The sequence below is a fragment of the Pseudomonas ficuserectae genome, from assembly GCF_024584585.1.
In the GTDB taxonomy this organism is placed as follows: domain Bacteria; phylum Pseudomonadota; class Gammaproteobacteria; order Pseudomonadales; family Pseudomonadaceae; genus Aquipseudomonas; species Aquipseudomonas amygdali.
Genome location: NZ_CP085684.1, coordinates 6095422 through 6117440, shown reverse-complemented (window position 1 = coordinate 6117440; position 22019 = coordinate 6095422). Strand labels below are relative to the sequence as shown.

Annotated in this window: 18 protein-coding genes; 11 read left to right on the top strand and 7 right to left on the bottom strand. The window is 59.0% G+C overall.

Annotation, left to right across the window (positions count from 1 at the left end):
• The first annotated feature begins 57 nt into the window (after nucleotides 1-57).
• Nucleotides 58-1035, top strand: a complete 978-nt coding sequence (locus tag LJU29_RS27460) for an NADPH:quinone reductase (RefSeq protein WP_257111469.1) — start codon at nucleotides 58-60, stop codon at nucleotides 1033-1035.
• 7 nt (nucleotides 1036-1042) lie between these two features.
• Here the strand turns inward: LJU29_RS27460 and tsaC are convergent, their stop codons facing one another.
• The 3 genes from tsaC to LJU29_RS27445 all read right to left on the bottom strand — a co-directional run bounded on the left by tsaC (nucleotide 1043) and on the right by LJU29_RS27445 (nucleotide 3906).
• Entirely contained in the window at nucleotides 1043-1600 is a 558-nt protein-coding gene (gene tsaC / locus LJU29_RS27455) for an L-threonylcarbamoyladenylate synthase type 1 TsaC (RefSeq protein ID WP_004662860.1), read from the bottom strand.
• A 38-nt stretch (nucleotides 1601-1638) separates the two neighbouring features.
• Nucleotides 1639-2757, bottom strand: a complete 1119-nt coding sequence (dprA, locus tag LJU29_RS27450; protein ID WP_257111468.1) for a DNA-processing protein DprA — start codon at nucleotides 2755-2757, stop codon at nucleotides 1639-1641.
• A gap of 123 nt (nucleotides 2758-2880) precedes the next feature.
• A complete protein-coding gene (locus LJU29_RS27445; protein WP_002551334.1) occupies nucleotides 2881-3906 on the bottom strand; it encodes a LysM peptidoglycan-binding domain-containing protein in 1026 nt (341 codons plus the stop codon).
• Between the two features lie 125 nt (nucleotides 3907-4031).
• On the opposite strand from LJU29_RS27445, the gene def reads away from it, so the two are divergent.
• The 5 genes from def (at nucleotide 4032) to LJU29_RS27420 (ending at nucleotide 10761) form a co-directional block, all read left to right on the top strand.
• Nucleotides 4032-4538 (top strand): peptide deformylase, encoded by a 507-nt coding sequence (def, locus tag LJU29_RS27440; protein ID WP_005732754.1) that lies wholly within the window; start codon nucleotides 4032-4034, stop codon nucleotides 4536-4538.
• A gap of 59 nt (nucleotides 4539-4597) precedes the next feature.
• A complete protein-coding gene (gene fmt, locus LJU29_RS27435) occupies nucleotides 4598-5542 on the top strand; it encodes a methionyl-tRNA formyltransferase (RefSeq protein WP_005781328.1) in 945 nt (314 codons plus the stop codon).
• Entirely contained in the window at nucleotides 5539-6885 is a 1347-nt protein-coding gene (gene rsmB / locus LJU29_RS27430) for a 16S rRNA (cytosine(967)-C(5))-methyltransferase RsmB (RefSeq protein WP_257111467.1), read from the top strand. The genes fmt and rsmB overlap by 4 nt, the downstream gene beginning before the upstream one ends.
• Complete coding sequence (gene trkA / locus LJU29_RS27425) at nucleotides 6882-8255, top strand: Trk system potassium transporter TrkA (RefSeq protein WP_005743947.1); 1374 nt, start codon at nucleotides 6882-6884, stop codon at nucleotides 8253-8255. Before rsmB ends, trkA begins: the two co-directional genes overlap by 4 nt.
• A gap of 154 nt (nucleotides 8256-8409) precedes the next feature.
• Nucleotides 8410-10761 (top strand): FdhF/YdeP family oxidoreductase, encoded by a 2352-nt coding sequence (locus LJU29_RS27420; RefSeq protein WP_257111466.1) that lies wholly within the window; start codon nucleotides 8410-8412, stop codon nucleotides 10759-10761.
• A gap of 168 nt (nucleotides 10762-10929) precedes the next feature.
• On the opposite strand, the gene LJU29_RS27415 is transcribed toward LJU29_RS27420, so the two are convergent.
• Nucleotides 10930-11817 (bottom strand): lysophospholipid acyltransferase, encoded by an 888-nt coding sequence (locus tag LJU29_RS27415; RefSeq protein WP_004660326.1) that lies wholly within the window; start codon nucleotides 11815-11817, stop codon nucleotides 10930-10932.
• A gap of 38 nt (nucleotides 11818-11855) precedes the next feature.
• The gene (locus LJU29_RS27410; protein ID WP_005743950.1) at nucleotides 11856-12407 is read right to left on the bottom strand and encodes a DNA-3-methyladenine glycosylase I; all 552 of its coding nucleotides are present in this window, start codon (nucleotides 12405-12407) and stop codon (nucleotides 11856-11858) included.
• Nucleotides 12408-12487: 80 nt separating this feature from the next.
• Here LJU29_RS27410 and glyQ point away from each other — a divergent pair, with 80 nt between their 5' ends.
• The 5 genes from glyQ to LJU29_RS27385 all read left to right on the top strand — a co-directional run bounded on the left by glyQ (nucleotide 12488) and on the right by LJU29_RS27385 (nucleotide 17725).
• The gene (gene glyQ / locus LJU29_RS27405; RefSeq protein WP_002551326.1) at nucleotides 12488-13435 is read left to right on the top strand and encodes a glycine--tRNA ligase subunit alpha; all 948 of its coding nucleotides are present in this window, start codon (nucleotides 12488-12490) and stop codon (nucleotides 13433-13435) included.
• Complete coding sequence (gene glyS, locus LJU29_RS27400) at nucleotides 13432-15486, top strand: glycine--tRNA ligase subunit beta (RefSeq protein WP_005756442.1); 2055 nt, start codon at nucleotides 13432-13434, stop codon at nucleotides 15484-15486. The genes glyQ and glyS overlap by 4 nt, the downstream gene beginning before the upstream one ends.
• 10 nt (nucleotides 15487-15496) lie before the next feature.
• Entirely contained in the window at nucleotides 15497-16051 is a 555-nt protein-coding gene (gmhB, locus tag LJU29_RS27395; RefSeq protein WP_005756444.1) for a D-glycero-beta-D-manno-heptose 1,7-bisphosphate 7-phosphatase, read from the top strand.
• A 57-nt stretch (nucleotides 16052-16108) separates the two neighbouring features.
• Nucleotides 16109-16879 carry a lysophospholipid acyltransferase family protein gene (locus LJU29_RS27390; protein WP_054994624.1) on the top strand — a complete coding sequence of 257 codons (771 nt, stop codon included), beginning with the start codon at nucleotides 16109-16111 and terminating at the stop codon, nucleotides 16877-16879.
• Between the two features lie 360 nt (nucleotides 16880-17239).
• Nucleotides 17240-17725, top strand: a complete 486-nt coding sequence (locus LJU29_RS27385; protein WP_005756448.1) for an SHOCT domain-containing protein — start codon at nucleotides 17240-17242, stop codon at nucleotides 17723-17725.
• A 263-nt stretch (nucleotides 17726-17988) separates the two neighbouring features.
• Here LJU29_RS27385 and LJU29_RS27380 read toward each other — a convergent pair whose 3' ends face one another.
• Together LJU29_RS27380 and gyrB are read right to left on the bottom strand one after the other, a co-directional pair.
• Nucleotides 17989-19314, bottom strand: coding sequence for an NAD(P)/FAD-dependent oxidoreductase (locus tag LJU29_RS27380; protein ID WP_257111465.1), 1326 nt, complete (start codon nucleotides 19312-19314; stop codon nucleotides 17989-17991).
• Between the two features lie 286 nt (nucleotides 19315-19600).
• Nucleotides 19601-22018, bottom strand: coding sequence for a DNA topoisomerase (ATP-hydrolyzing) subunit B (gene gyrB / locus LJU29_RS27375; RefSeq protein ID WP_257111464.1), 2418 nt, complete (start codon nucleotides 22016-22018; stop codon nucleotides 19601-19603).
• Nucleotide 22019: the final 1 nt, after the last annotated feature.

The window sequence follows — 22019 nt, the reverse complement described above, 5'->3', positions numbered from 1 at the left end:
GGGAAGGAGTCCGATAGGTGCTTTCGGAACTTGTTTTAACCATCAAGGAGAGAGCACATGGCAAAGCGTATCCAGTTCAGCACTGTCGGAGGACCCGAGGTTCTTGAATATGTCGATTTCGAGCCGGAGGCTCCAGGGCCGCAGGCGGTGGTTGTGCGCAACAAGGCCATTGGCCTGAATTTCATTGATACCTATTACCATAGCGGGCTGTATCCGGCGCCTGAGTTGCCTTCCGGGCTTGGTGCTGAAGGGGCAGGCGTGGTCGAGGCGGTGGGTGATGAGGTGACGCGCTTCAAGGTCGGTGATCGTGTCGCCTATGGCACCGGGCCTCTGGGTGCGTACAGCGAGGTGCATGTGCTGCCTGAGGCGAATCTGGTGAAGTTGGCGGACTCGGTCAGTTTCGAGCAGGCCGCTGCGTTGATGCTCAAGGGCCTGACCGTGCAATACCTGTTGCGCCAGACCTATCAGGTGAAGCCGGGCGAGATCATTCTGTTTCATGCGGCGGCGGGTGGTGTTGGCTCGTTGGCCTGTCAGTGGGCCAAGGCATTGGGCGCGAAGCTGATCGGCACGGTCAGCTCACCGGAGAAGGCCGCTCACGCCAAGGCGCTGGGTGCCTGGGAAACCATCGACTACAGCCACGAAGACGTCGCCAAACGTGTGCTGGAACTCACCGACGGCAAGAAGTGCCCGGTGGTCTACGACGGCGTGGGGCAGGACACCTGGCTGACATCGCTCGACAGCGTGGCACCGCGTGGGCTGGTGGTGAGCTTCGGCAATGCGTCCGGACCGGTCTCAGGTGTGAATCTGGGGATTCTGGCGCAAAAAGGCTCGGTGTATGTCACCCGCCCGACGCTGGGCACCTACGCAAACAATGCGCAGAACCTGCAAGCCATGGCTGACGAGCTGTTCGACATGCTCGCCAGCGGCAAACTCAAGGTCGACAACATTCAGCAGTACGCCTTGAAGGACGCCGCCAAGGCGCAAACCGAGCTGTCCGCTCGGCGCACCACTGGCTCGACCATTCTGATTCCCTGAGCCTGCGTCAGCCAGCGCGCATGACCTGGCCGGTCGCGATATCACGGATCACGCTGGGGTTTCGGCGGCCGCCCAGGCTGCCGCCCAGCACACCGTCGATCTGACCCCGGAAATACTGCTCGACGCGCAATCGCGAACGGGCAGCCGGGCGACCTGCCGGGTTGGCCGATGTGGAAATCAACGGGCCGACCAGCGCGCACAGTTCGCGCACCGTAGGGTGGTCGGTGACGCGCAGCGCCACGGTTTCATGAATGCCGGTGATCCACTCGGGCAGCAGGTTCTGATGCGGCACCAGCCAGGTATTGGGCCCCGGCCAGGTGCTGGCCATTCGGTCGAGCCACAATTGGGGGAAGTCTTCGAACAGAAAGTCGAACTGACGAATGTTGTCGGCGATCAGTATCAGGCCTTTTTCCACTGGCCGTGACTTGATCGCCAGCAAACGATAAACCGCTTCTTCATCCCATGGATCACACCCCAGGCCCCAGACTGCCTCGGTCGGGTAAGCAATCACCGCACCGGCTCGAATATCCTGAGCGGCTTGTTGCACACGCCAACTGCTGACCATTGTTTGTCTCTCCGCTAAATCCTGACGGCAGTTTAACCTCAGGGCGCTCTGGCGAACCATCGTCCCGCTTCACAGCTTATTCTGCCGTCCAGTTCCAGCTCGGTCAGGCCCGCCAGTACCTTGGGCAATGGCCAGCCGCTGGAGACCGATAACCCCTCGCTGGTATGCGGCGCAGCGTGCAACAGCGCCAGAAGAGGATGGTCGCAAGGCACCGGTTTGGCAGGTGTCTCGGTCGGTGCAGCGGGCGCAACGCTCTTCCAGTGCTGCAAGCCTTCAAGAATGTGCTCAACGGTCTCGACCAGCGTTGCGCCGTCGCGTATCAACTGGTGGCAGCCCTTGGCACCCGGGTGGTGAATCGAACCCGGTATCGCATACACCTCTCGCCCATGCTCGGCGGCCAGTCGCGCGGTAATCAACGAGCCGCTGGCAACACTGGCCTCGACCACCAGCACGCCGAGCGACAGGCCGCTGATGATTCGGTTGCGCCGCGGGAAGTTGCTGGGCTGTGGTTCAGCGTCCAGCGGGAACTCGGAAATCACCGCGCCACCTTGCGCCGCCATCTGCGCGGCGAGCGCACGATGCTGCTGTGGATAAAGTTTTTCAAGCCCGGTGCCCAGCACACCGATTGTATGCCCACCGACATCCAGTGCGCCCTGATGCGCGGCTCCGTCAATGCCACGCGCCAGACCGCTGGTGATCACAAAACCGGCACCCGCCAGGCTACGCGCAAAAGCTCTGGCAGTGTCCAGCCCGGGTCTGGAAGCGCGACGACTGCCGACCATTCCCAACTGCGGACGCTCGAGGATTGAAGGGTCGCCGGCAATGAAGATCAGCGGCGGAGGGTCGGCGATTTCGGCCAGCAGCGCGGGGTAGCAAGGGTCGTCCCACATCAGCAAATGCTGGGCCGGACACTCCAGCCAGGCCAATGCAGCACTCGCACCGTCCCTGACGGAAGGGGCTCGACGCGCCTCGGCGCAGGCACCTGGAATACCCAGCGCACGCCACGCACTGGCCGGTGCGCTCAGCGCAGACGACGCAGAACCGAAGGCTTCGATCAGCCTGGAAAAGCGTTTCGGTCCTATCTCGGGCAAGCGATGCATACGCAGACGGGCTTCCAGCTCTGCTGGCGAAGAGAGGGCATTTTCGAACAGTGGCATGAGATCGTCCCTGATCCATTGTGCATCTCAGACGATGCACAAACCTGTGGATAACTCTGTTGACAACAATTTGATAAGTGTCTGGCTCGTCACACAAATCCGTAGCAGAACTGAAACATACCTTTAAGGATTTCGAACCTTATCCATGATGGCCAAAGATCGGTTGGCTTGCAGGACCAAGGCGTAACTAAGCTTGTCGTACGTACGGAAAACCATGAGCAGGCCAGACCGTTCGTCAGGGATTTTCACCTGTTCACCAGTGATTCGGTCACGCACTGTCTCGCTGGTTTTGTATATCGCCAGCACGTTGCCCTCAGCCAGGCCGTCACGTTTGCCTTTGTTGAGAGTGACCACATCCAGCACGCTGACCTGGGTTACGCCGCGTGGCACATCCAGAATCAAACCTTCTATCGGCGTTTGCGGGGCGCTGGGCAGGAAAGTCGAGTTGATCGCTCGCTCCTCGCTGCTGAACAATCGGTCGCCCAGACGCACTTCCTGCGTAGAGCGCTGCAAAACCAGGGTCGAGACGTCGCCCTCGGAGGCAACCACTTCAGCGCTGCCGATGTCATCCGCGTTGATCCCCAGCACTTCCTTGGTCTGTGGGTCGGTGTAGGTCTTGCCCTGTCGGAAAATGCCGTAGACGGTGTGCGCTGGGTCCAGCGTGCCCCGTGCATAGGCCCGGTCACCGCTACCGCTGAGCACGCGCTCGGCATTGCCCGCGACGATGTAGGGGGCCTTTTCGAACTGCTCGGCATTGTCGACGATGCGATTGCTGATCAGGAATGCGTTGATCGCCCCCAGCGGAATGCTCGGAATGGCCTCGACCATCGGCGTACTGCGCACACGCGGTGACAATTTGATGGTCCCGCGCGACTCGCCCCGATTGAGCGTCACACGCGGCTGACCATCGACCCAGGTCAGCGCAAGGGTGTCACCGGGGTAGATCAGGTCAGGATCATGGACTTGCGGATTGGCCCGCCATATCTCGCGCCATTTCCACGGTTCACGCAAAAACTTGCCGGAAATGTCCCAGAGTGTGTCCCCGGCGACAACGGTGTAGCTCTGCGGATAGCCTTCCCTGAGTTGCACTTGCGCCTGAGCAAGACCGCTGGCGGTCAGCAGCAGCAGGGCGAGTAGTGATTTCCTCATGCGGTGAATCCCTTTATCATGTTGCCTCACGCGAACCCTAGAGTCCTGTCCTGGGTTGCCTGCCTTGAACTCCCGGGCCCGGCACCCAACATTGACTTTACCTTAACAGTGCAGCTCTTACGTATATGGCCATTCTAAACATCCTCGAATTTCCCGATTCGCGCCTGCGCACCATCGCCAAACCTGTGGCGATGGTAGACGAAGGCATTCGCCAGTTGGTCGACGACATGTTTGAAACCATGTACGAAGCGCCCGGCATCGGGCTGGCAGCCACGCAGGTCAATGTCCACAAGCGTGTGGTCGTCATGGATCTGAGCGAAGACCGCAGCGAACCGATGGTCTTCATCAACCCTGAAATCGAAAAACTGACCGATGAAATGGATCAGTATCAGGAAGGCTGCCTGTCGGTACCCGGTTTCTACGAGAACGTCGACCGCCCGCAAAAGGTCCGCGTCAAGGCGCTGGACCGTGACGGCAAGCCTTACGAACTGGTTGCCGAAGGCCTGCTCGCCATCTGCATCCAGCATGAGTGCGATCACCTGAACGGCAAGCTGTTCGTTGATTACCTCTCTAACCTCAAGCGCGACCGGATCAAGAAAAAACTCGAGAAACAGCACAAGCTGAACGCTTGATCCTTCGTCCCTCCAAAAGGCCTGCACAAGGCCTTTTTGTTTTTTAGAACGAGAAGCCCATGACTGAGCCACTGCGCATCGTCTTCGCCGGCACCCCGGAATTTGCCGCCGAACACCTCAAGGCCCTGCTAGACAGCCCTTACCAGATCGTCGCCGTGTACACCCAGCCTGATCGCCCGGCCGGTCGTGGACAAAAGCTGATGCCCAGCCCGGTCAAGCAACTGGCACTGCAGCATGACATCCCGGTCATGCAACCGCCCACGCTGCGCGCCCCTGACGCGCAGGCCGAACTGGCCGCGCTCAAGCCTGATTTGATGGTGGTGGTCGCCTACGGCTTGATCCTGCCGCAAGTGGTGCTGGATATTCCGCGTCTGGGCTGCATCAACAGCCATGCCTCACTGCTGCCACGCTGGCGCGGAGCTGCGCCGATTCAGCGCGCGGTGCAGGCCGGCGACGCCGAAAGCGGCGTGACCGTGATGCAAATGGAAGCTGGTCTGGACACCGGGCCGATGCTGCTCAAGGCTGTCACCCCGATCACCGCACAGGACACCGGTGGCACGCTGCATGACCGTCTGGCCGAACTCGGCCCACCAGCGGTGTTGCAGGCCATTGCAGGGCTGGCGGATGGTTCGCTGGTCGGCGAGGTTCAGGACGACAGCCTGGCCAATTACGCTCACAAATTGAACAAGGATGAGGCGCGTCTCGACTGGACACGTCCGGCCGATGAGCTGGAACGTCTGATCCGCGCCTTCAACCCGTGGCCGATCTGCCACAGCACGTTGAACGAAGAAACCCTGAAAGTGCTGGCTGCCGATCTGGCCGAAGGACAGGGCGCACCGGGAACTGTACTCAGCGCCAGCAAGGACGGCCTGATCGTCGCCTGCGGCCAGAACGCCCTGCGCCTGACCCGTCTGCAACTGCCGGGCGGCAAGCCGCTGAATTTTGCTGATCTGTTCAACAGCCGTCGCGAGAAATTCGCCATCGGCACGGTGCTGGGCCAATGAACCCGCGTCTGGCCGCCGCCAAGGCACTGGCTGCCGTGCTCAGCGGCAAGGCATCGCTGAACAGTTCGCTGCCCACGCAACTGGACAAGGTCGAGGTGCGTGATCGCGGCCTGACTCAGGATCTGGCGTTCGGCACCGCACGCTGGCAGCCACGCCTGTCGGCACTGGCGGCCAAACTGTTGCAAAAACCCTTCAAGGCCGCCGATGCCGACGTCGAGGCGTTGCTGCTGGTAGGTCTTTACCAGCTGTTTTACAGCCGAATTCCTGCGCATGCGGCCATTGGTGAAACCGTTGGCTGCGCTGACAAGCTGAAAAAACCGTGGGCCAAAGGCTTGCTCAACGCCGTACTACGCAACGCGCAACGCGATGGCGAAGCGCTGTTGATTGAGCTGGAACACGACCCGGTGGTGCGCACCGCCCACCCGCGCTGGCTGCAAAAAGCCCTGAAAGCGGCGTGGCCGGAGCAATGGGAAGCGATCTGCGCAGCCAACAATGCGCATCCGCCGATGATTTTGCGGGTCAACCGTCGGCATAACAGCCGCGACCAGTACCTTGAGCTGCTGAACACTGCCGGGCTGCAAGCCAGCGCGTGCACCTTCAGTCAGGACGGCATCGTACTTGCCGAGCCCTGCGACGTGCGCTCGCTGCCGGGCTTTACCGAAGGCTGGATCAGCGTTCAGGACGAAGCCGCGCAACTGGCCGCCGACCTGCTGGAGCTCGCACCCGGGCAACGCGTACTCGACGCGTGCTGCGCGCCAGGTGGCAAGACCTGCCATTTGCTGGAAGTGCAGCCGCAATTGAGCGGCGTAGTCGCGGTGGACCTCGAAGCCAAGCGCCTGGTGCGCGTGCGTGAAAACCTTGATCGTCTGGGGCTGGACGCCGAGCTGATCGCTGCCGACGCCCGCGAAACGGCGCAGTGGTGGGACGGCAAGCCGTTCCAGCGCATCCTGCTCGACGCGCCGTGCTCGGCGACCGGCGTGATTCGTCGTCATCCGGACATCAAACTGACTCGTCAGACAGACGACATCGTCGCGCTGGCGGCCTTGCAGGGCGAGCTGCTCGATGCGTTGTGGCCTACGCTGCAGGTAGGCGGCATGCTGGTGTACGCGACCTGCTCGACACTGCCGACCGAAAATACCGACGTCATCGAGGCGTTTCTGGCGCGTACCTCCGGGGCCAGAGAACTGGATATCGCCGGGCAGGCCGGACAGCCACCCGCAGGTATCAAGCAAGCCCATGGTCGCCAGCTGCTTGCCCAGCAAGGCGGCCACGACGGTTTCTACTACGCCAAACTGATCAAGATCGCGGATCAAGGTCGAGGCGGCGCGGGAGTAAGCAGGTGAAAATCATCATTCTGGGTGCAGGTCAGGTAGGCGGTACGCTGGCCGAGCATCTGGCGGGCGAAGCCAACGACATTACCGTGGTCGACACCGATGGCGACCGGTTACGCGATCTGGGCGACCGCCTGGACATCCGTACCGTGCAGGGCAAGGGCTCCTATCCCGCAGTCCTGCGCCAGGCGGGCGCGGACGACGCCGACATGCTGGTCGCGGTGACCAGCAGCGACGAAGCCAATATGATCGCCTGCCAAGTGGCCCACACGCTGTTCCACACGCCGACCAAGATCGCGCGCATCCGCGAAGCGGCGTACCTGACACGCGCGGGCCTGTTCGATAAAAACGCGATTCCGGTCGACGTGTTGATCAGCCCGGAACAGGTGGTTACCAATTACATCAAGCGTCTGATCGAGTACCCCGGCGCGCTGCAGGTCATCGATTTCGCCGAAGGCAAGGCACAACTGGTCGCGGTCAAAGCCTATTACGGCGGTGCCTTGGTGGGCCAGCAGCTGCGCCAGTTACGTGCGCACATGCCCAATGTCGACACCCGTATCGCGGCGATCTATCGGCGCGACCGGGCGATCCTGCCCCACGGCGATACGGTCATCGAAGCCGACGACGAGGTGTTCTTCATCGCCGCCAGGGCCGATATTCGTGCGGTGATGGGTGAGCTGAGGCGTCTGGACGAGAACTACAAGCGCATCGTCATCGCAGGCGGTGGCAACATCGGCGAGCGTCTGGCTGAAGCCATTGAAAGCCGCTATCAGGTAAAGATCATCGAAGTGAACCCGGCGCGCTGCCGCTATCTGTCGGAGCACCTGGACAGTACGGTGGTGCTACAGGGCAGCTCATCGGATCGTGATTTGCTGATGGAAGAAAACATCAACAATACCGACCTGTTCCTGGCGCTGACCAACGACGATGAAGCCAACATCATGTCGTCGCTGCTGGCCAAACGGCTGGGCGCACGCAAGGTGATGACCCTGATCAACAACCCGGCCTACGTCGATCTGGTCCAGGGCGGTGAGATTGATGTGGCGGTCAGCCCGCAACTGGCAACCATCGGCACGCTGCTGGCTCATGTACGACGGGGCGATATCGTCAGCGTGCACTCGTTACGGCGCGGTGCAGCCGAAGCCATCGAGATCGTCGCGCACGGCGACCCGAAATCCAGCAAAGTGGTCGGTCGCGCCATCAAGGACATCAACCTGCCGACCGGCACGGCAATCGGTGCGATCATCCGCGACGAACAAGTGCTCATCGCCCATGACATCACCGTGATCGAATCCGGTGACCATGTGATCATGTTCCTTGTGGACAAGAAGTGCATCCGCGAGGTTGAGCGGCTGTTTCAGGTCGGCCTGAGCTTTTTCTGAACCGCTCCTGAACAGGGTGTGACCCTGACTGAACCTCTTGCCGACCTGTCTGGTCGGCAACGCTCGTCGACTCGGACGAATTCTCTCTGAGCCCGTGCATCTCAGACACACGAGCTTCATGCCTGCACGGGCTTTATGAGAGAGAACGCACCCCATGTCCGAATCGGAAAATTCCCGGGCCCCGCTTCAAGGATCACAGACCGACGGCACACCTGCGGGTGGCTGGCCTGCGCTCAGTGCGGTCAACAAGCACCTGTTGCACCAGCATGTGCTGATCAAGGGCAACCGCACGCTGCTGTCCATGAACAAGCCCGGCGGCTTTGATTGCCCCAGCTGCTCCTGGCCGGACCCAAAAAAACCGCACACGTTTGAATACTGCGAGAACGGTGCCAAGGCACTGGCTTGGGAATCGACCAAAAAACGCGTGACGCCTGAGTTCTTCGCCCGGCATACAGTCAGCGAACTGGCGACCTGGAGCGATCACGAGCTGGAAGCAGAAGGCCGTATCACCGAGCCGATGCGCTACGACGCCGCCACAGACAAATACCTGCCCGTCACCTGGGACGAAGCGTTCGCCGAGATCGGCGCAGAGCTGCGCGGCCTGAGCGATCCGTGGAAGCTGGAGCTGTACACCTCCGGGCGCACGTCGAACGAAGCCGCCTTTCTGTATCAGCTGTTCGGTCGGCTGTACGGCATGGCCAACTTCCCTGACTGCTCGAACATGTGCCATGAAACCACCACTGCGGCGCTGCCCGAGTCGATCGGGGTCGGCAAGGGCACCACGACGCTGGAAGATTTCGAGAACGCCGACGCGATTTTCATCATTGGTCAGAACCCCGGAAGCAACAGCCCGCGCATGATGTCCGAACTGCACGCGGCCGCAAAACGGGGTGCCAGTATCATCTCGTTCAACCCGCTGCGGGAAAGGGCGCTGGTACGCTTTGCGGCGCCGCAGGACCCGCGCGACATGCTCAGCCTTCATGGCGTAGAGATCAGCTCGCAGTACCATCAAGTGAGAATCGGCGGCGACATGATCGCCCTGCAAGGCGTTTGCAAGGCCGTGATCGAAGCCGACGACGTGGCGCAGCGTGAAAACCTGCCGCGCGTCCTTGATGTGGCGTTCATTGAAGAACACACCCATGGTTTTGAGCAGTACGCCAATTATTGCCGACAGTTGCCCTGGGACATCATCGAGCGCCATTCGGGCCTGACGCGCCAGGCCATCGAAGAGGTGGCTGCGGTTTATAAGCGCTCGAAGGGGGTCATCTGCTGCTGGGGGATGGGCATCACTCAGCACAAGCGTGGCGGTGATGCGATGCAGCAGATCATCAACCTGCTGCTATTGCGAGGCAACATCGGCAAGCTCGGTGCGGGGGCTTGCCCGGTGCGGGGGCATTCCAACGTACAGGGCGACAGGACGATGGGCATCTATGAAAAGGCCGGCGAACCGTTTCTGGCCAGCATGAGCAAGGTGTTCGGTTTCGAGGCGTCCAGAAAAAAAGGCCATGCCGTGGCCCAGACCTGCGAAGCCCTGTTGCGTGGCGAGGTGGAAGCTCTTATTTCCATGGGCGGTAATTTATTCCGCGCCATTCCGGACACCGATGTGATCTGCCCGACCGTCAGCCGTTTGAAAATGACGGTGCTGGTCAACACCAAACTCAACCGCAGCGCGACGGTGCATGGACAGAAGGCCTTTCTGCTGCCATGCGTGGCGCGTTCGGAACGCGACCTGCAGAACGCCATTACGGTGGAGGACGCGATGTCGATGGTGCACGGCTCGACCGGCATGCTCGAGCCTGCGTCGAAGCATCTGATTTCCGAAGTCGCCATCATCGCCGGTATCGCCAAAGCGACGCTTGCGCCCAATCCCAAGGTGGATTGGGACAGTTATGTGGGCGACTACGCCAGGATTCGCGACAAGATCGAAGAAGTGTTGCCCGAGCAGTTTTATGACTTCAATCAGCGCATCCTAGAACCCGGAGGTTTTCGATTGCCCAATGCCGCCAGTGAGCGCAAATGGGACACCGAGTCGGGCAAGGCCAACTTCCTCTTTCCTGAAGGCGTCTACGACGAAGACGACACGCCGCCGGGCGCGGAGCATTTACAGTTGATGACGATCCGCAGCCATGACCAGTTCAATACCACGGTGTATTCCAACGATGACCGTTATCGAGATATCTACGGCGACCGCATGGTGGTGATGCTCAACCCACAGGACATCGAACGCCTGGGGCTGAAGGCCGGGGACTACATCGAGTTTCAGACGGCGCTCGACCCGACCACGACGCGGCGTGCAGCGGGTTTCAAAGTCATCCCCTACGACGTGCCGCAAGGCTGCTGCGCAGCCTACTACCCGGAAACCAATGGGCTGCTGCCACTGGCCAATCGGGATAAACACGGCAACACCCCTGCGGCCAAATCCATCCCGGTGAACCTGGTGCGGATGAGTCCGGAGGGCACGCAAGTGGCACTGGAACGGCGCGGGTTGATTGCTGCGGCCAGTTGAGGGAACACTATCGTGCGGCGCTCCGCGTCGCATGCCGTTCTGGACGCTCTGCGTCCGATCTTGAATGCGCGGCGCAGCGCAAATCTGTGACGCGGAGCGTCATTCCCACGCTGGAGCGTGCGGAACGATAATCTCGACTATCGTGCGGCGCTCTGCGTCCGATCTTTCCTAGTACCAGCGCGCTTCGCCTGCCGGGCGTTTCTTGAAGCGTTTCATGGTCCACATATACTGGCTTGGGTAGGCCCGCACGTATTTCTCGACCACTTTGCTCATCGCCGCTGCCGAGGTTTCGGTGTCGGTGCTGTACATGGCTTCAGGGGCCGCTTCGAGTACCACTTTGTAACCCGAGCCGTCCGGCAGGCGCATGGCGTGCAGGAATACACCGACCGCCTTGCCGCCCGCCAGCATGTTCGGCACAAACTTGCTGGTCAGGGCCTGGGTGCCGCAGAAGGGTACGAAGATACCCGCAGACTCAGCCGGCTCCGGATCGGCCGGAATACCCACCGAGCCGCCTTTGCGCACTTCCTTGATGACACTGAGAATGCCTTCCTTGGTCGACGCCGCCACCCGGTTGCCCAACTGCACACGCTGCTTGCGCAAAAGGTCGTCGACCGCCTTCAGCTTCGGTGGACGATAGAAAATGATCGGCTTGCACTGGCTGCAATAGAAGTGATTAAGCACTTCCCAGTTGCCCAGGTGGCTGGTGATGCCAACCACGCCCTTGCCGGACGCCAGCGCGTCCTTGAGCACATCAAGCCCTTCGACTTCACGCACCAGGTTGATCGATTTCTGCGCAGGCCAGATCCACGCACAAGCGCTTTCGGTCAAGGTCTTGCCGATGTCCATGAGGCTGCGGCCAACGAGCTTTTCCAGCTCGGGCTCGCTCAACTCGGGGAAGCACTTGGACAGGTTGATCCGTGCCACTTCGCGCGAGCGGTTGGGCAGCTTCCACATCAGCCAGCCAATCGCAGTGCCTGCCCATTGCACCGCGCGCCACGGCAACAGCGCAAACAATCGCAACGCTCCGACCATTACGGCGCCTTTGAACTTATCCACAGATGACTCCCAGATTCTCGAGGCGGGTAGTGTAACCGTCAGCGGCTCAGGATCGCATACCGATCACAATCTACAGTGTGATCCATGACCATACCGCTGGCCTGCATATACGCATAACAGATGGTCGGGCCGACAAACGTGAAGCCGGCCTTTTTCAGCGCCTTGCTCATCGCTTCGGCCTCGGCGGTAATCGCCGGCACTTCGCTGCGATCCTTGAAATGGTTGATCTTCGGCTCGCCACCAACAAACGACCAGAGCAGACCGACCGGGTCTTGCAGCGCCAGCCAGGCCCGCGCATTGGTGCGCACGGCCTTGAGCTTGAGGCGATTGCGGATAATGCTCGGATCGAGCATCAGCGCCTCTATTTCGGCATCGCTCAGCTGCGCCAGGCGCTCGACGTCAAAGCCGTGCAGCACTTCGCGATAACGCGCCCGACGCTTGAGAATCGTGATCCACGACAACCCGGCCTGGAACCCTTCGAGCAAAAGCAACTCGAAGAGCTTCTGCGCATCGCGCAGCGGCACTCCCCACTCCTGATCGTGATAAGCGATGTACAGGGGGTCTTCGTTGCACCAAAAGCAGCGTGTCATAGGGCTCCCAAGGAGTGGACGTGCGGCCGAATCGGGTATACTCCCGCTCTTTGAATCGCAGCCCAGCACAGGTGAAATTTGTGAGCCAGCCTACGCCAGCCGTGCGTACCTTCCAAGACTTGATCCTCGCCCTCCAGCAATACTGGGCAGAACAAGGTTGCGTGGTACTTCAGCCCTACGATATGGAAGTAGGCGCCGGCACGTTCCACACTGCCACGTTTCTGCGCGCCGTAGGCCCGGAAACCTGGAACGCCGCTTACGTACAGCCAAGCCGTCGCCCGACTGACGGCCGCTACGGCGAAAACCCGAACCGCCTGCAGCATTACTATCAGTTCCAGGTGATTCTCAAGCCCAACCCGGACAACTTCCAGGAACTGTACCTGGGTTCGCTCAAGCACATCGGCCTCGATCCGCTGGTGCACGACGTGCGTTTCGTCGAAGACAACTGGGAATCGCCGACGCTGGGCGCCTGGGGTCTGGGCTGGGAGATCTGGCTCAACGGCATGGAAGTCTCGCAGTTCACCTACTTCCAGCAGGTCGGCGGTCTGGAGTGCTACCCGGTTACCGGCGAAATCACTTACGGCCTTGAGCGTCTGGCCATGTACCAGCAGGGCGTGGACTCGGTCTACGATCTGGTCTGGGCTGACGGCCCGTTCGGCAAAGTGACTTACGGCGACGTGTTCCATCAAAACGAGGTGGAACAGTCGACCTACAACTTCGAACACGCCAACGTCGACAAACTGTTCGAACTGTTCGATTTCTACGAGAGCGAAGCCGCACGTCTGATCGAGCTGGAGCTGCCGTTGCCGGGCTATGAAATGGTCCTCAAGGCCTCGCACACCTTCAACCTGCTGGATGCCCGCCGCGCGATTTCCGTGACCGCGCGTCAGCAATACATCCTGCGCGTGCGCACGCTGGCCCGCTCGGTGGCTCAGGCCTACCTGCAGGCCCGCGCCCGTCTCGGTTTCCCGATGGCGCCGCCCGATCTACGCGATGAAGTGTTGGCCAAGCTGGAGGCAGCGCAATGAGTGCTCAAGATTTTCTGGTTGAACTGGGCACTGAAGAACTGCCACCCAAGACCCTCGTTTCCCTGGCAGATGCATTTCTGGCCGGTATTGAAAAAGGCCTGTCGGGCGCAGGTCTGATCTACAGCGCCAAACAGGTCTACGCTGCACCGCGTCGCTTGGCAGTGCTGATCACCGCGCTGGCCACACAACAGCCGGATCGCAGCGTCAACCTCGACGGCCCGCCGCGTCAGGCAGCGTTCGATGCGGACGGCAACCCGACGCAGGCAGCTTTGGGCTTCGCCAAGAAGTGCGGCGTCGACCTGAGCGAAATCGATCAGAGCGGACCGAAACTGCGCTACAGCCAGACCATCCTCGGCAAGCCGACTACGTCGCTGCTGCCGACTATCGTCGAAGACTCGCTGAACGACCTGCCGATTGCCAAGCGCATGCGCTGGGGTGCCCGCAAGGAAGAGTTCGTGCGTCCGACCCAGTGGCTGGTAATGCTGTTCGGTGATCAGGTGGTTGACTGCACGATCCTTGCCCAGAGCGCGGGTCGTCATTCTCGTGGTCATCGCTTCCATCACCCGCAAGACGTGCGTATTTCTTCGCCTGCCGGGTACCTCAGCGACCTGCGCGCCGCGCACGTACTGGCCGACTTCAATGAACGTCGGCAGATCATCAGCAAGCGCGTCGACGAGCTGGCCACCCAACAGGAAGGCACCGCCATCGTGCCGCCAAGTCTGCTGGACGAAGTGGCCGGTCTGGTCGAGTGGCCGGTTCCGCTGGTGTGCTCTTTTGAAGAACGTTTCCTGGAAGTACCTCAGGAAGCGCTGATTACTACCATGCAGGACAACCAGAAATACTTCTGCCTGCTGGATGCCGAAGGCAAGTTGCTGCCGCGCTTTATCACCGTGGCCAACATCGAGAGCAAGGACCCGGCGCAAATCGTTGCCGGTAACGAGAAGGTTGTTCGTCCACGCCTGACTGATGCCGAGTTCTTCTTCAAGCAAGACAAGAAGCAGAAGCTGGAAACCTTCAACGATCGTCTGAAAAACGTCGTGTTCCAGGCGCAATTGGGTAGCGTGTTCGACAAGGCCGAGCGCGTCTCGAAACTGGCTGCCTACATCGCCCCGCGCATCGGCGGCGACGCCCAGCGTGCGGCACGGGCTGGCCTGCTGTCCAAGTGCGACCTGTCGAGCGAAATGGTCGGCGAGTTCCCGGAAATGCAGGGTATCGCCGGTTACTACTACGCCAAGGCGGACGGCGAGCCTGAAGATGTCGCGCTGGCGCTCAACGAGCAGTACATGCCACGTGGCGCGGGCGCCGAACTGCCGACAACGCTGACTGGCGCTGCAGTGGCCATCGCCGACAAACTTGACACGCTGGTCGGTATCTTCGGTATCGGCATGCTGCCCACTGGCAGCAAAGACCCCTATGCGCTGCGTCGTGCTGCGTTGGGTATCCTGCGTATTCTGATCGAGAAGAAGCTCGACCTGAATCTGGTAGAAACGGTGAAATTCGCAGTCACGCAGTTTGGCGCGAAGATCAAGCCTGCCGGTCTGGCGGAGCAGGTACTCGACTTTATCTTCGACCGTCTGCGCGCGCGTTATGAAGACGAAGGCGTCGATGTGGCTGTGTACCTCTCGGTACGTGCGCTGCAACCTGCTTCGGCGCTGGATTTCGATCAGCGTGTTCAGGCGGTCCAGGCTTTCCGCAAACTGCCACAGGCCGCTGCACTGGCCGCGGTTAACAAGCGCGTATCGAACCTGTTGAGCAAGGCCGAGGGCAGTATTGCCCAGACCGTCGAGCCCAAGTATTTCGACAACGCCAACGAGTTTTCGCTGTACTCGGCGATTCAGCAGGCTGACCACGCGGTTCAGCCGATGGCTGCCGAGCGTCAATACAGCGAATCGCTGGCGCGTCTGGCGATGCTGCGTGAGCCGGTCGATGCATTCTTCGAAGCGGTAATGGTCAACGCGGAAGACGCCAATGTGCGCGCCAACCGTTATGCCTTGTTGTCGCGTTTGCGCGGCCTGTTCCTTGGCGTTGCCGATATCTCGCTGCTGGGCTGAGAAGGGGTCGATGGTGAAACTGCTGATACTTGATCGAGACGGAGTCATCAACCATGACTCCGATGCTTACATAAAGTCAGTGAAGGAGTGGGTGCCCATTCCCGGCTCGATCAAGGCTATCGCAGATCTGAGCAAGGCCGGCTGGACGGTGGCCGTCGCCACTAACCAGTCGGGCATTGCCCGAGGTTATTATGATCTGGCCACGCTGGACGCCATGCATGAGCGCTTGCGCAAGCTGGTGGCAGAGCAGGGTGGCGAGGTCGGTTTGATCGTCTACTGCCCACATGGGCCAGACGATGGCTGTAGCTGCCGCAAGCCCAAACCCGGCATGCTGCAGGCCATCGTCACTCATTATGCAGTAGACCCCAAAGGTCTCTGGTTCGTGGGCGACAGTAAAGGTGACCTACAGGCCGCTTTGGCCGTCGATTCTCAGCCTGTGCTGGTGATGACCGGCAAAGGTCGTAAAACGATGGAAGGCGGAGTGCCGGCAGGCACGTTGATTTTTGACGATCTGGCGGCGGTTGCCGCAGAACTTATCCACAACAGCGCTTCACTGAACAGTTAGCTCGTCAGGTTCAGGACGCTCAAGGAGCGGGCACCTGCCCGTACGGTAAACGTAACTATGTCGATCATGCAGGCAATCAGGACCTTCTTCTTTTACCTGTTGCTGGGCACCAGCTCTTTGCTGTGGTGCACATTGAGCTTTTTCATTGCGCCTTTTCTGCCGTTCAAAGCTCGCTATCGCTTCATCAACGTCTATTGGTGCCGCTGCGCAATCTGGCTGACCAAGGTGTTCCTGAACATCCAGGTTGAAGTGACTGGCGCAGAAAACGTACCGAAAACGCCCTGCGTGATCATCTCCAACCATCAGAGCACCTGGGAGACCTTCTTCCTGTCGGCGTACTTCGAGCCGCTGAGCCAGGTTCTCAAGCGTGAGTTGCTCTACGTGCCGTTCTTCGGCTGGGCCATGGCGATGCTGCGCCCCATTGCCATTGACCGCGATAACCCTAAAGCCGCACTGCGGGAAATAGCCAAGAAGGGCGACGAACTACTCAAGGATGGCGTCTGGGTATTGATCTTCCCGGAGGGCACACGCGTGCCTTACGGCCAGGTCGGAAAATTCTCTCGCGGCGGTACTGCGTTGGCGGTAAACGCTGATCTGCCAGTCCTGCCTATCGCTCATAACGCTGGCAAATACTGGCCTCGGGATGGCTGGGCGAAAAAGCCAGGCACTATTCAGGTGGTGATTGGCGAACCGATGTACGCAGAAGGTACAGGCCCGCGCGCCATTGCTGCGTTGAATGACCGTGTGCAGGCCTGGAATGAGGAAGCACAGCGCGCGATGGGCTCGCCTGTTACACCAGCAGCAAATCCTGAAAAAGTCCCGGCGTGATTTTGTGGATAACCTGTGTACGGTTTTTCTGAAATCCGTCAAAAACCTTGGCTAACTCTTTAATTCGTATACATATTTTTTCAGGCTATAAAAACTGGAAAAACGTGCATAAGTTTTGGTGATTTATCAAAAACCGACCTCAAAAAGGTCGGTTTTTTTTGCGTGGAGTTAACGCCCGAGGCGAAGCCGATTTCAGTCAGGCCAACGTACCGCCCCAATATTTCTGAAAGGGCAGCAGGGGAACATGTCCCGTTCAATCTGGCTGCAACGTTTCCTCAAATCCTCGCGCTTGGACCACTCTTATTGCTGCCATAACGCCTACCTTCAGGTAATCTTGCATTTTTGTAATGGAGTACGGCGATGAGCAATTTACCTTTTACAGCCAAAGGGTCTAACGGCGAGATTACATTCACCGGATCTGAGGTTCTAATTCGCCGCACAGGACTGTTTGGTGCACTGCGACAATTCTCAGGCATGGGCAAAGGTAACAAAGATATTCCAATATCAGCCATTTCAGCTATTCGCCTGGAGCCCGCCTCACTGCTTAATAAAGCTTTCTTCCAAGTGATCCACGCTGGTGATTTGGCTTTTCGCGGCGGTTCAACAAATATTGCAAACGATGACAATTCCGTATTCTTCGGCAAGGGCAGCAACGCGGATTTTGAGCAGATCAAGAAAATGATTCTCGAGGCAGTAGCAGCGTCGCACCAACCAGCCAAGACCTCGTCGGCTTCGACAGAGGACATCCCTGCAATGTTGAAAAAACTCTCCGACTTAAAGGACCAAGGCGTCCTGACCGAAGATGAGTTTCTGATAAAGAAAGCAGATCTGCTTTCACGGATGTAGACCGTAACGAGCCTATAGGTAGTGGACACCTGATTCCGGACACGACGTTAAATTTCCGCTAAGACTGAGCGGTTGCCTGGTCCGTTATTGAAAGGGCGTGGCCGGCTCCATTGATGCGTAAAATAGTCACTGATATCCCAAAACCATGGTGTTCCACGTGGAACACCAGTCGTAAGTTTTCTCAGCTCCAATGCGCGCACAGTTATCGCGGTGACTACGCCGATGTAAGCACAGCAGTCACTGTGGATCGCTCGTCTTTTCAATCAAAAATCTGCCACCTTACCCCAAGATGAGCCGTGGAAACGGTCTGGGTGATAAGGTTTAGGGTCAACGATAGGGGCGACACCACTGACAATGTCAGCGATCAGGTGACCTGCTCCTGGTCCAATACCGAAACCATGGCCGCTGAACCCGGCGGCCAGGACGAGGCCGGGCAGGCTGGCGATTTCACCGATCCCGGGCACACCATCAGGTGTGCTGTCGACATAACCGGCCCAGGCAGCAGTGACCGACGATTGCTTGAGAGCGGGGACCATCGCCATCGCACGCTTGTAGGTCAACTCCACCGCAGATGTATCTACCTTTGGATCGAGTATGCGCATTTTCTCCATAGGTGTCGGCTGGTCGAGACGCCACCTGCCACGGCCCTCGTGACCTGAGCGCAAGCCTTCCAGCCCCCCCGGTGCCAGATTGCGCCAACGGCGCCCAAACATGGGCAGAAACTGCGCAGCAAACCGGAACAACTGTGGGGTAGGATCAACCCTTCCACGGCCACTGATTGCCAGAGTGTAGCTACCGTCATGACGGCGAGTCATCGAAACATTTGAAGTATGTAATGCTGGCACCAACTCACCGGTCGGCGGGGAAACTGACATTACCGTTTGGCGAATAGTGGCCTGGGGAAAGCTAATACCGTACTGGCGACAGAATGAGGAAGCCCACGCGCCTCCGGCAAGTACCGCGAGCCGGGTTCGAATGGTGCCGTGCTCGGTGACCACGGCAGACAATCGCCCACCTTCGGTTTCCAGCCCCCGAGCGGCGCAACCTTGATGCACGGTGCCGCCAAGCGCCATGATCGCTCGCGCAACAGCTGGTGCTGCACGAGATGGATCGGCAGTACCATCCGTAGGCGCATAGACTCCGCCCTTCCATTGCTTGCCTGTAGCCTTGCCGCGTTCAGCGGCCTGCTGGGCGGTCAACATGTAAGTCTGGACACCTACAGTACGGGCAAATTCTCCCCAGCGCGCCCATCCCGCAAGTTCTTTCTCGTCGTTGCTCAAGTAAAGCAGGCCACAGCGGGTGAAACCTGTCTGCTCGCCGCTCTGCTTGGCAAACTGCTCCCACAGGTCCAGGCTTTTGGTTGCCATCGGCAGCTCCCGGGCATCCCGATTCTGCTGCCGGCACCACCCCCAATTACGACTCGATTGCTCGGCACCGATACGGCCTTTTTCAACCAGAGCGACCTTCATGCCGCGCAGGGCGAGGTAGTAGGCGGTGAAGCTGCCTATTATGCCGCCGCCAATTACAACTACATCTGCCTCCAAGGGAAGCTTGGGGGAGGTCTCGACGGGGATCAGAGGTGCGGGCATTTTTGCTATTCCTGCCAATATCGTAGTGATACGTGCAGCCTTGAGCGGCTGCGATATTGATCAGGTTAATCGCTCAGCGAAATCATCTGCGCTGAAGTTCTCCGCGCAAACGTACGGATCGACTGTTTTGGCCACTATAAACGGCAGATTCATTCAACGATCGTTGCGACACAGGATAGGCCTGAAAGACACTCAAATGAAAAAGACCAACCCTGGGGTTGGCCTTATCAAGCCGAAATCACCATGGCGGGATAACGGCTAGCTTTTCTGTGAAGCTACACGCCCATCAGAAGTCCAGGTTGGACACTGCCAACGCATTGCTCTCGATGAAGTCACGACGTGGCTCGACCGCATCACCCATGAGGGTGTTGAAGATCTGGTCAGCGCCAATGGCGTCTTCGATGGTCACTTTCAGCATACGGCGCACACTTGGGTCCATCGTGGTTTCCCACAATTGGTCCGGGTTCATTTCACCCAGTCCTTTGTAGCGCTGGATGGTGTGGCGCTTGGTGCTTTCGGCCATCAACCAGGCGAGGGCTTCCTTGAACTCGGTGACAGGCTTCTTGCGCTCGCCACGTTGTACATAGGCACCTTCTTCCAGAAGTGTGCTGATCTGCAGTCCCAGAGCGGTAACGGTCTTGTAGTCATTGCTGCCGAAGAAGTCACGGTTGAAGGTGACGTAGTTCGACAGACCATGAGAGATCAGTTCTACCTCTGGTAGCCAGACGTTACGTTCACGGTCTTCACGCAGGCTGGCCTTGTAGACCAGACCCGATTTCTCGCCGGTGCGCAGACGCGCGTCGAACAGTGCCAGCCAGGCCTGCATGCCCTCGTGGTCGGACAGTTGCTCCAACGAGATCGGCGGCAGGTAGACGAAGTGTTCGGTCAGTTCCTGTGGATAAAGACGCGACAGACGCTTGAGAGTCTTCATGACCATGCGGAAGTCGTTGATCAGTTTCTCCAGCGCAGTACCAGAGATGCCCGGTGCCGATTCGCTGAGGTGCAGGCTGGCGTCTTCGAGGGCAGATTGGGTCATGTACTCTTCCATGGCCTCGTCGTCCTTGATGTACTGCTCTTGCTTGCCTTTCTTGACCTTATACAGCGGTGGCTGAGCGATGTAGATATAGCCACGCTCGATCAGCTCAGGCAACTGACGGAAGAAGAAGGTGAGCAGCAGGGTGCGGATGTGCGAGCCGTCGACGTCAGCATCGGTCATGATGATGATGTTGTGATACCGCAACTTGTCGATGTTGTACTCTTCACGGCCGATGCCACAGCCCAGCGCGGTGATCAAAGTGCCCACTTCCTGGGAAGAGATCATCTTGTCGAAACGCGCTTTTTCAACGTTCAGGATCTTGCCCTTGAGTGGCAGGATCGCCTGGGTTCTACGGTTACGCCCCTGCTTGGCTGATCCGCCAGCAGAGTCCCCTTCCACCAGGTACAGTTCGGAGAGGGCAGGGTCCTTCTCCTGGCAGTCGGCAAGCTTGCCCGGCAAGCCAGCGATATCCAGTGCACCTTTGCGGCGAGTCATCTCGCGAGCCTTGCGCGCTGCTTCGCGGGCACGGGCTGCGTCAATCATCTTGCCAACAACTGCTTTGGCTTCGTTCGGGTTTTCCAGCAGGAAGTCGGAGAAGTATTTGCCCATCTCCTGTTCCACTGCAGTTTTGACTTCGGACGAAACCAGTTTGTCCTTAGTCTGCGAACTGAATTTCGGATCAGGTACTTTGACCGAAATAATCGCAGTCAAACCTTCACGCGCATCGTCGCCGGTGGTCGCGACCTTGTGCTTCTTGGCCAGACCTTCCTGCTCAATATAGTTGTTCAGGTTACGCGTCAGAGCGGAACGGAAGCCCACCAAGTGAGTACCACCGTCACGCTGTGGAATGTTGTTGGTGAAGCACAGCAGGTTCTCGTTGAAGCTGTCGTTCCACTGCAGCGCAATTTCGACACCGATTCCATCATCACGCTGGATGTTGAAGTGGAACACTTCGTTGACCGGCGTTTTGTTGGTGTTCAGGTATTCAACGAAGGCACGCAGACCGCCTTCATATTTGAACAGCTCTTCCTTCCCGCTGCGCTCGTCTTTGAGGACAATGCCGACACCGGAGTTCAGGAACGACAGTTCACGAATTCGCTTGGCCAGAATGTCCCAGCTGAAGTGGATATTCTTGAACGTGTCAGCAGAAGGCTTGAAGTGGATCTGAGTACCGGTGGTATCACTTTCACCGACGATTTTCATCGGCTCCTGTGGAACACCATGCACGTAGGTCTGTTCCCAGATCTTGCCGCTACGACGAACCGTCAGCAGCAGAAGCTCTGAAAGGGCGTTAACAACCGACACACCTACACCGTGCAAGCCGCCGGATACTTTGTAGGAGTTGTCATCGAACTTACCGCCAGCGTGGAGCACGGTCATGATGACCTCGGCTGCCGACACGCCTTCTTCTTTATGCACGTCTACCGGAATACCGCGGCCGTTGTCGCGCACGGTGATAGATTCGTCTGGATGGATGATGATGCTGATGTCGTCGCAATGGCCTGCCAATGCTTCGTCGATCGAGTTATCAACCACCTCGAACACCATGTGGTGCAGACCGCTGCCATCGTCTGTATCACCGATGTACATTCCGGGACGCTTGCGTACGGCATCAAGTCCTTTCAGCACCTTAATGCTGGACGAGTCGTACGTTTGGTTTTCGCTCATG

Excerpts from the sequence above, each read along its gene's own strand:
- LJU29_RS27460 (WP_257111469.1), top strand. The coding sequence starts at position 58 with ATGGCAAAGCGTATCCAGTTCAGCACTGTCGGAGGACCCGAGGTTCTT.
- LJU29_RS27410 (WP_005743950.1), bottom strand. The coding sequence starts at position 12,407 with ATGACACGCTGCTTTTGGTGCAACGAAGACCCCCTGTACATCGCTTAT.
- LJU29_RS27385 (WP_005756448.1), top strand. The coding sequence starts at position 17,240 with ATGAGCAATTTACCTTTTACAGCCAAAGGGTCTAACGGCGAGATTACA.
- LJU29_RS27390 (WP_054994624.1), top strand. The coding sequence starts at position 16,109 with ATGTCGATCATGCAGGCAATCAGGACCTTCTTCTTTTACCTGTTGCTG.
- dprA (WP_257111468.1), bottom strand. The coding sequence starts at position 2,757 with ATGCCACTGTTCGAAAATGCCCTCTCTTCGCCAGCAGAGCTGGAAGCC.
- rsmB (WP_257111467.1), top strand. The coding sequence starts at position 5,539 with ATGAACCCGCGTCTGGCCGCCGCCAAGGCACTGGCTGCCGTGCTCAGC.
- glyS (WP_005756442.1), top strand. The coding sequence starts at position 13,432 with ATGAGTGCTCAAGATTTTCTGGTTGAACTGGGCACTGAAGAACTGCCA.
- LJU29_RS27380 (WP_257111465.1), bottom strand. The coding sequence starts at position 19,314 with ATGCCCGCACCTCTGATCCCCGTCGAGACCTCCCCCAAGCTTCCCTTG.
- LJU29_RS27420 (WP_257111466.1), top strand. The coding sequence starts at position 8,410 with ATGTCCGAATCGGAAAATTCCCGGGCCCCGCTTCAAGGATCACAGACC.
- tsaC (WP_004662860.1), bottom strand. The coding sequence starts at position 1,600 with ATGGTCAGCAGTTGGCGTGTGCAACAAGCCGCTCAGGATATTCGAGCC.
- def (WP_005732754.1), top strand. The coding sequence starts at position 4,032 with ATGGCCATTCTAAACATCCTCGAATTTCCCGATTCGCGCCTGCGCACC.
- fmt (WP_005781328.1), top strand. The coding sequence starts at position 4,598 with ATGACTGAGCCACTGCGCATCGTCTTCGCCGGCACCCCGGAATTTGCC.
- LJU29_RS27445 (WP_002551334.1), bottom strand. The coding sequence starts at position 3,906 with ATGAGGAAATCACTACTCGCCCTGCTGCTGCTGACCGCCAGCGGTCTT.
- gyrB (WP_257111464.1), bottom strand. The coding sequence starts at position 22,018 with ATGAGCGAAAACCAAACGTACGACTCGTCCAGCATTAAGGTGCTGAAA.
- gmhB (WP_005756444.1), top strand. The coding sequence starts at position 15,497 with ATGGTGAAACTGCTGATACTTGATCGAGACGGAGTCATCAACCATGAC.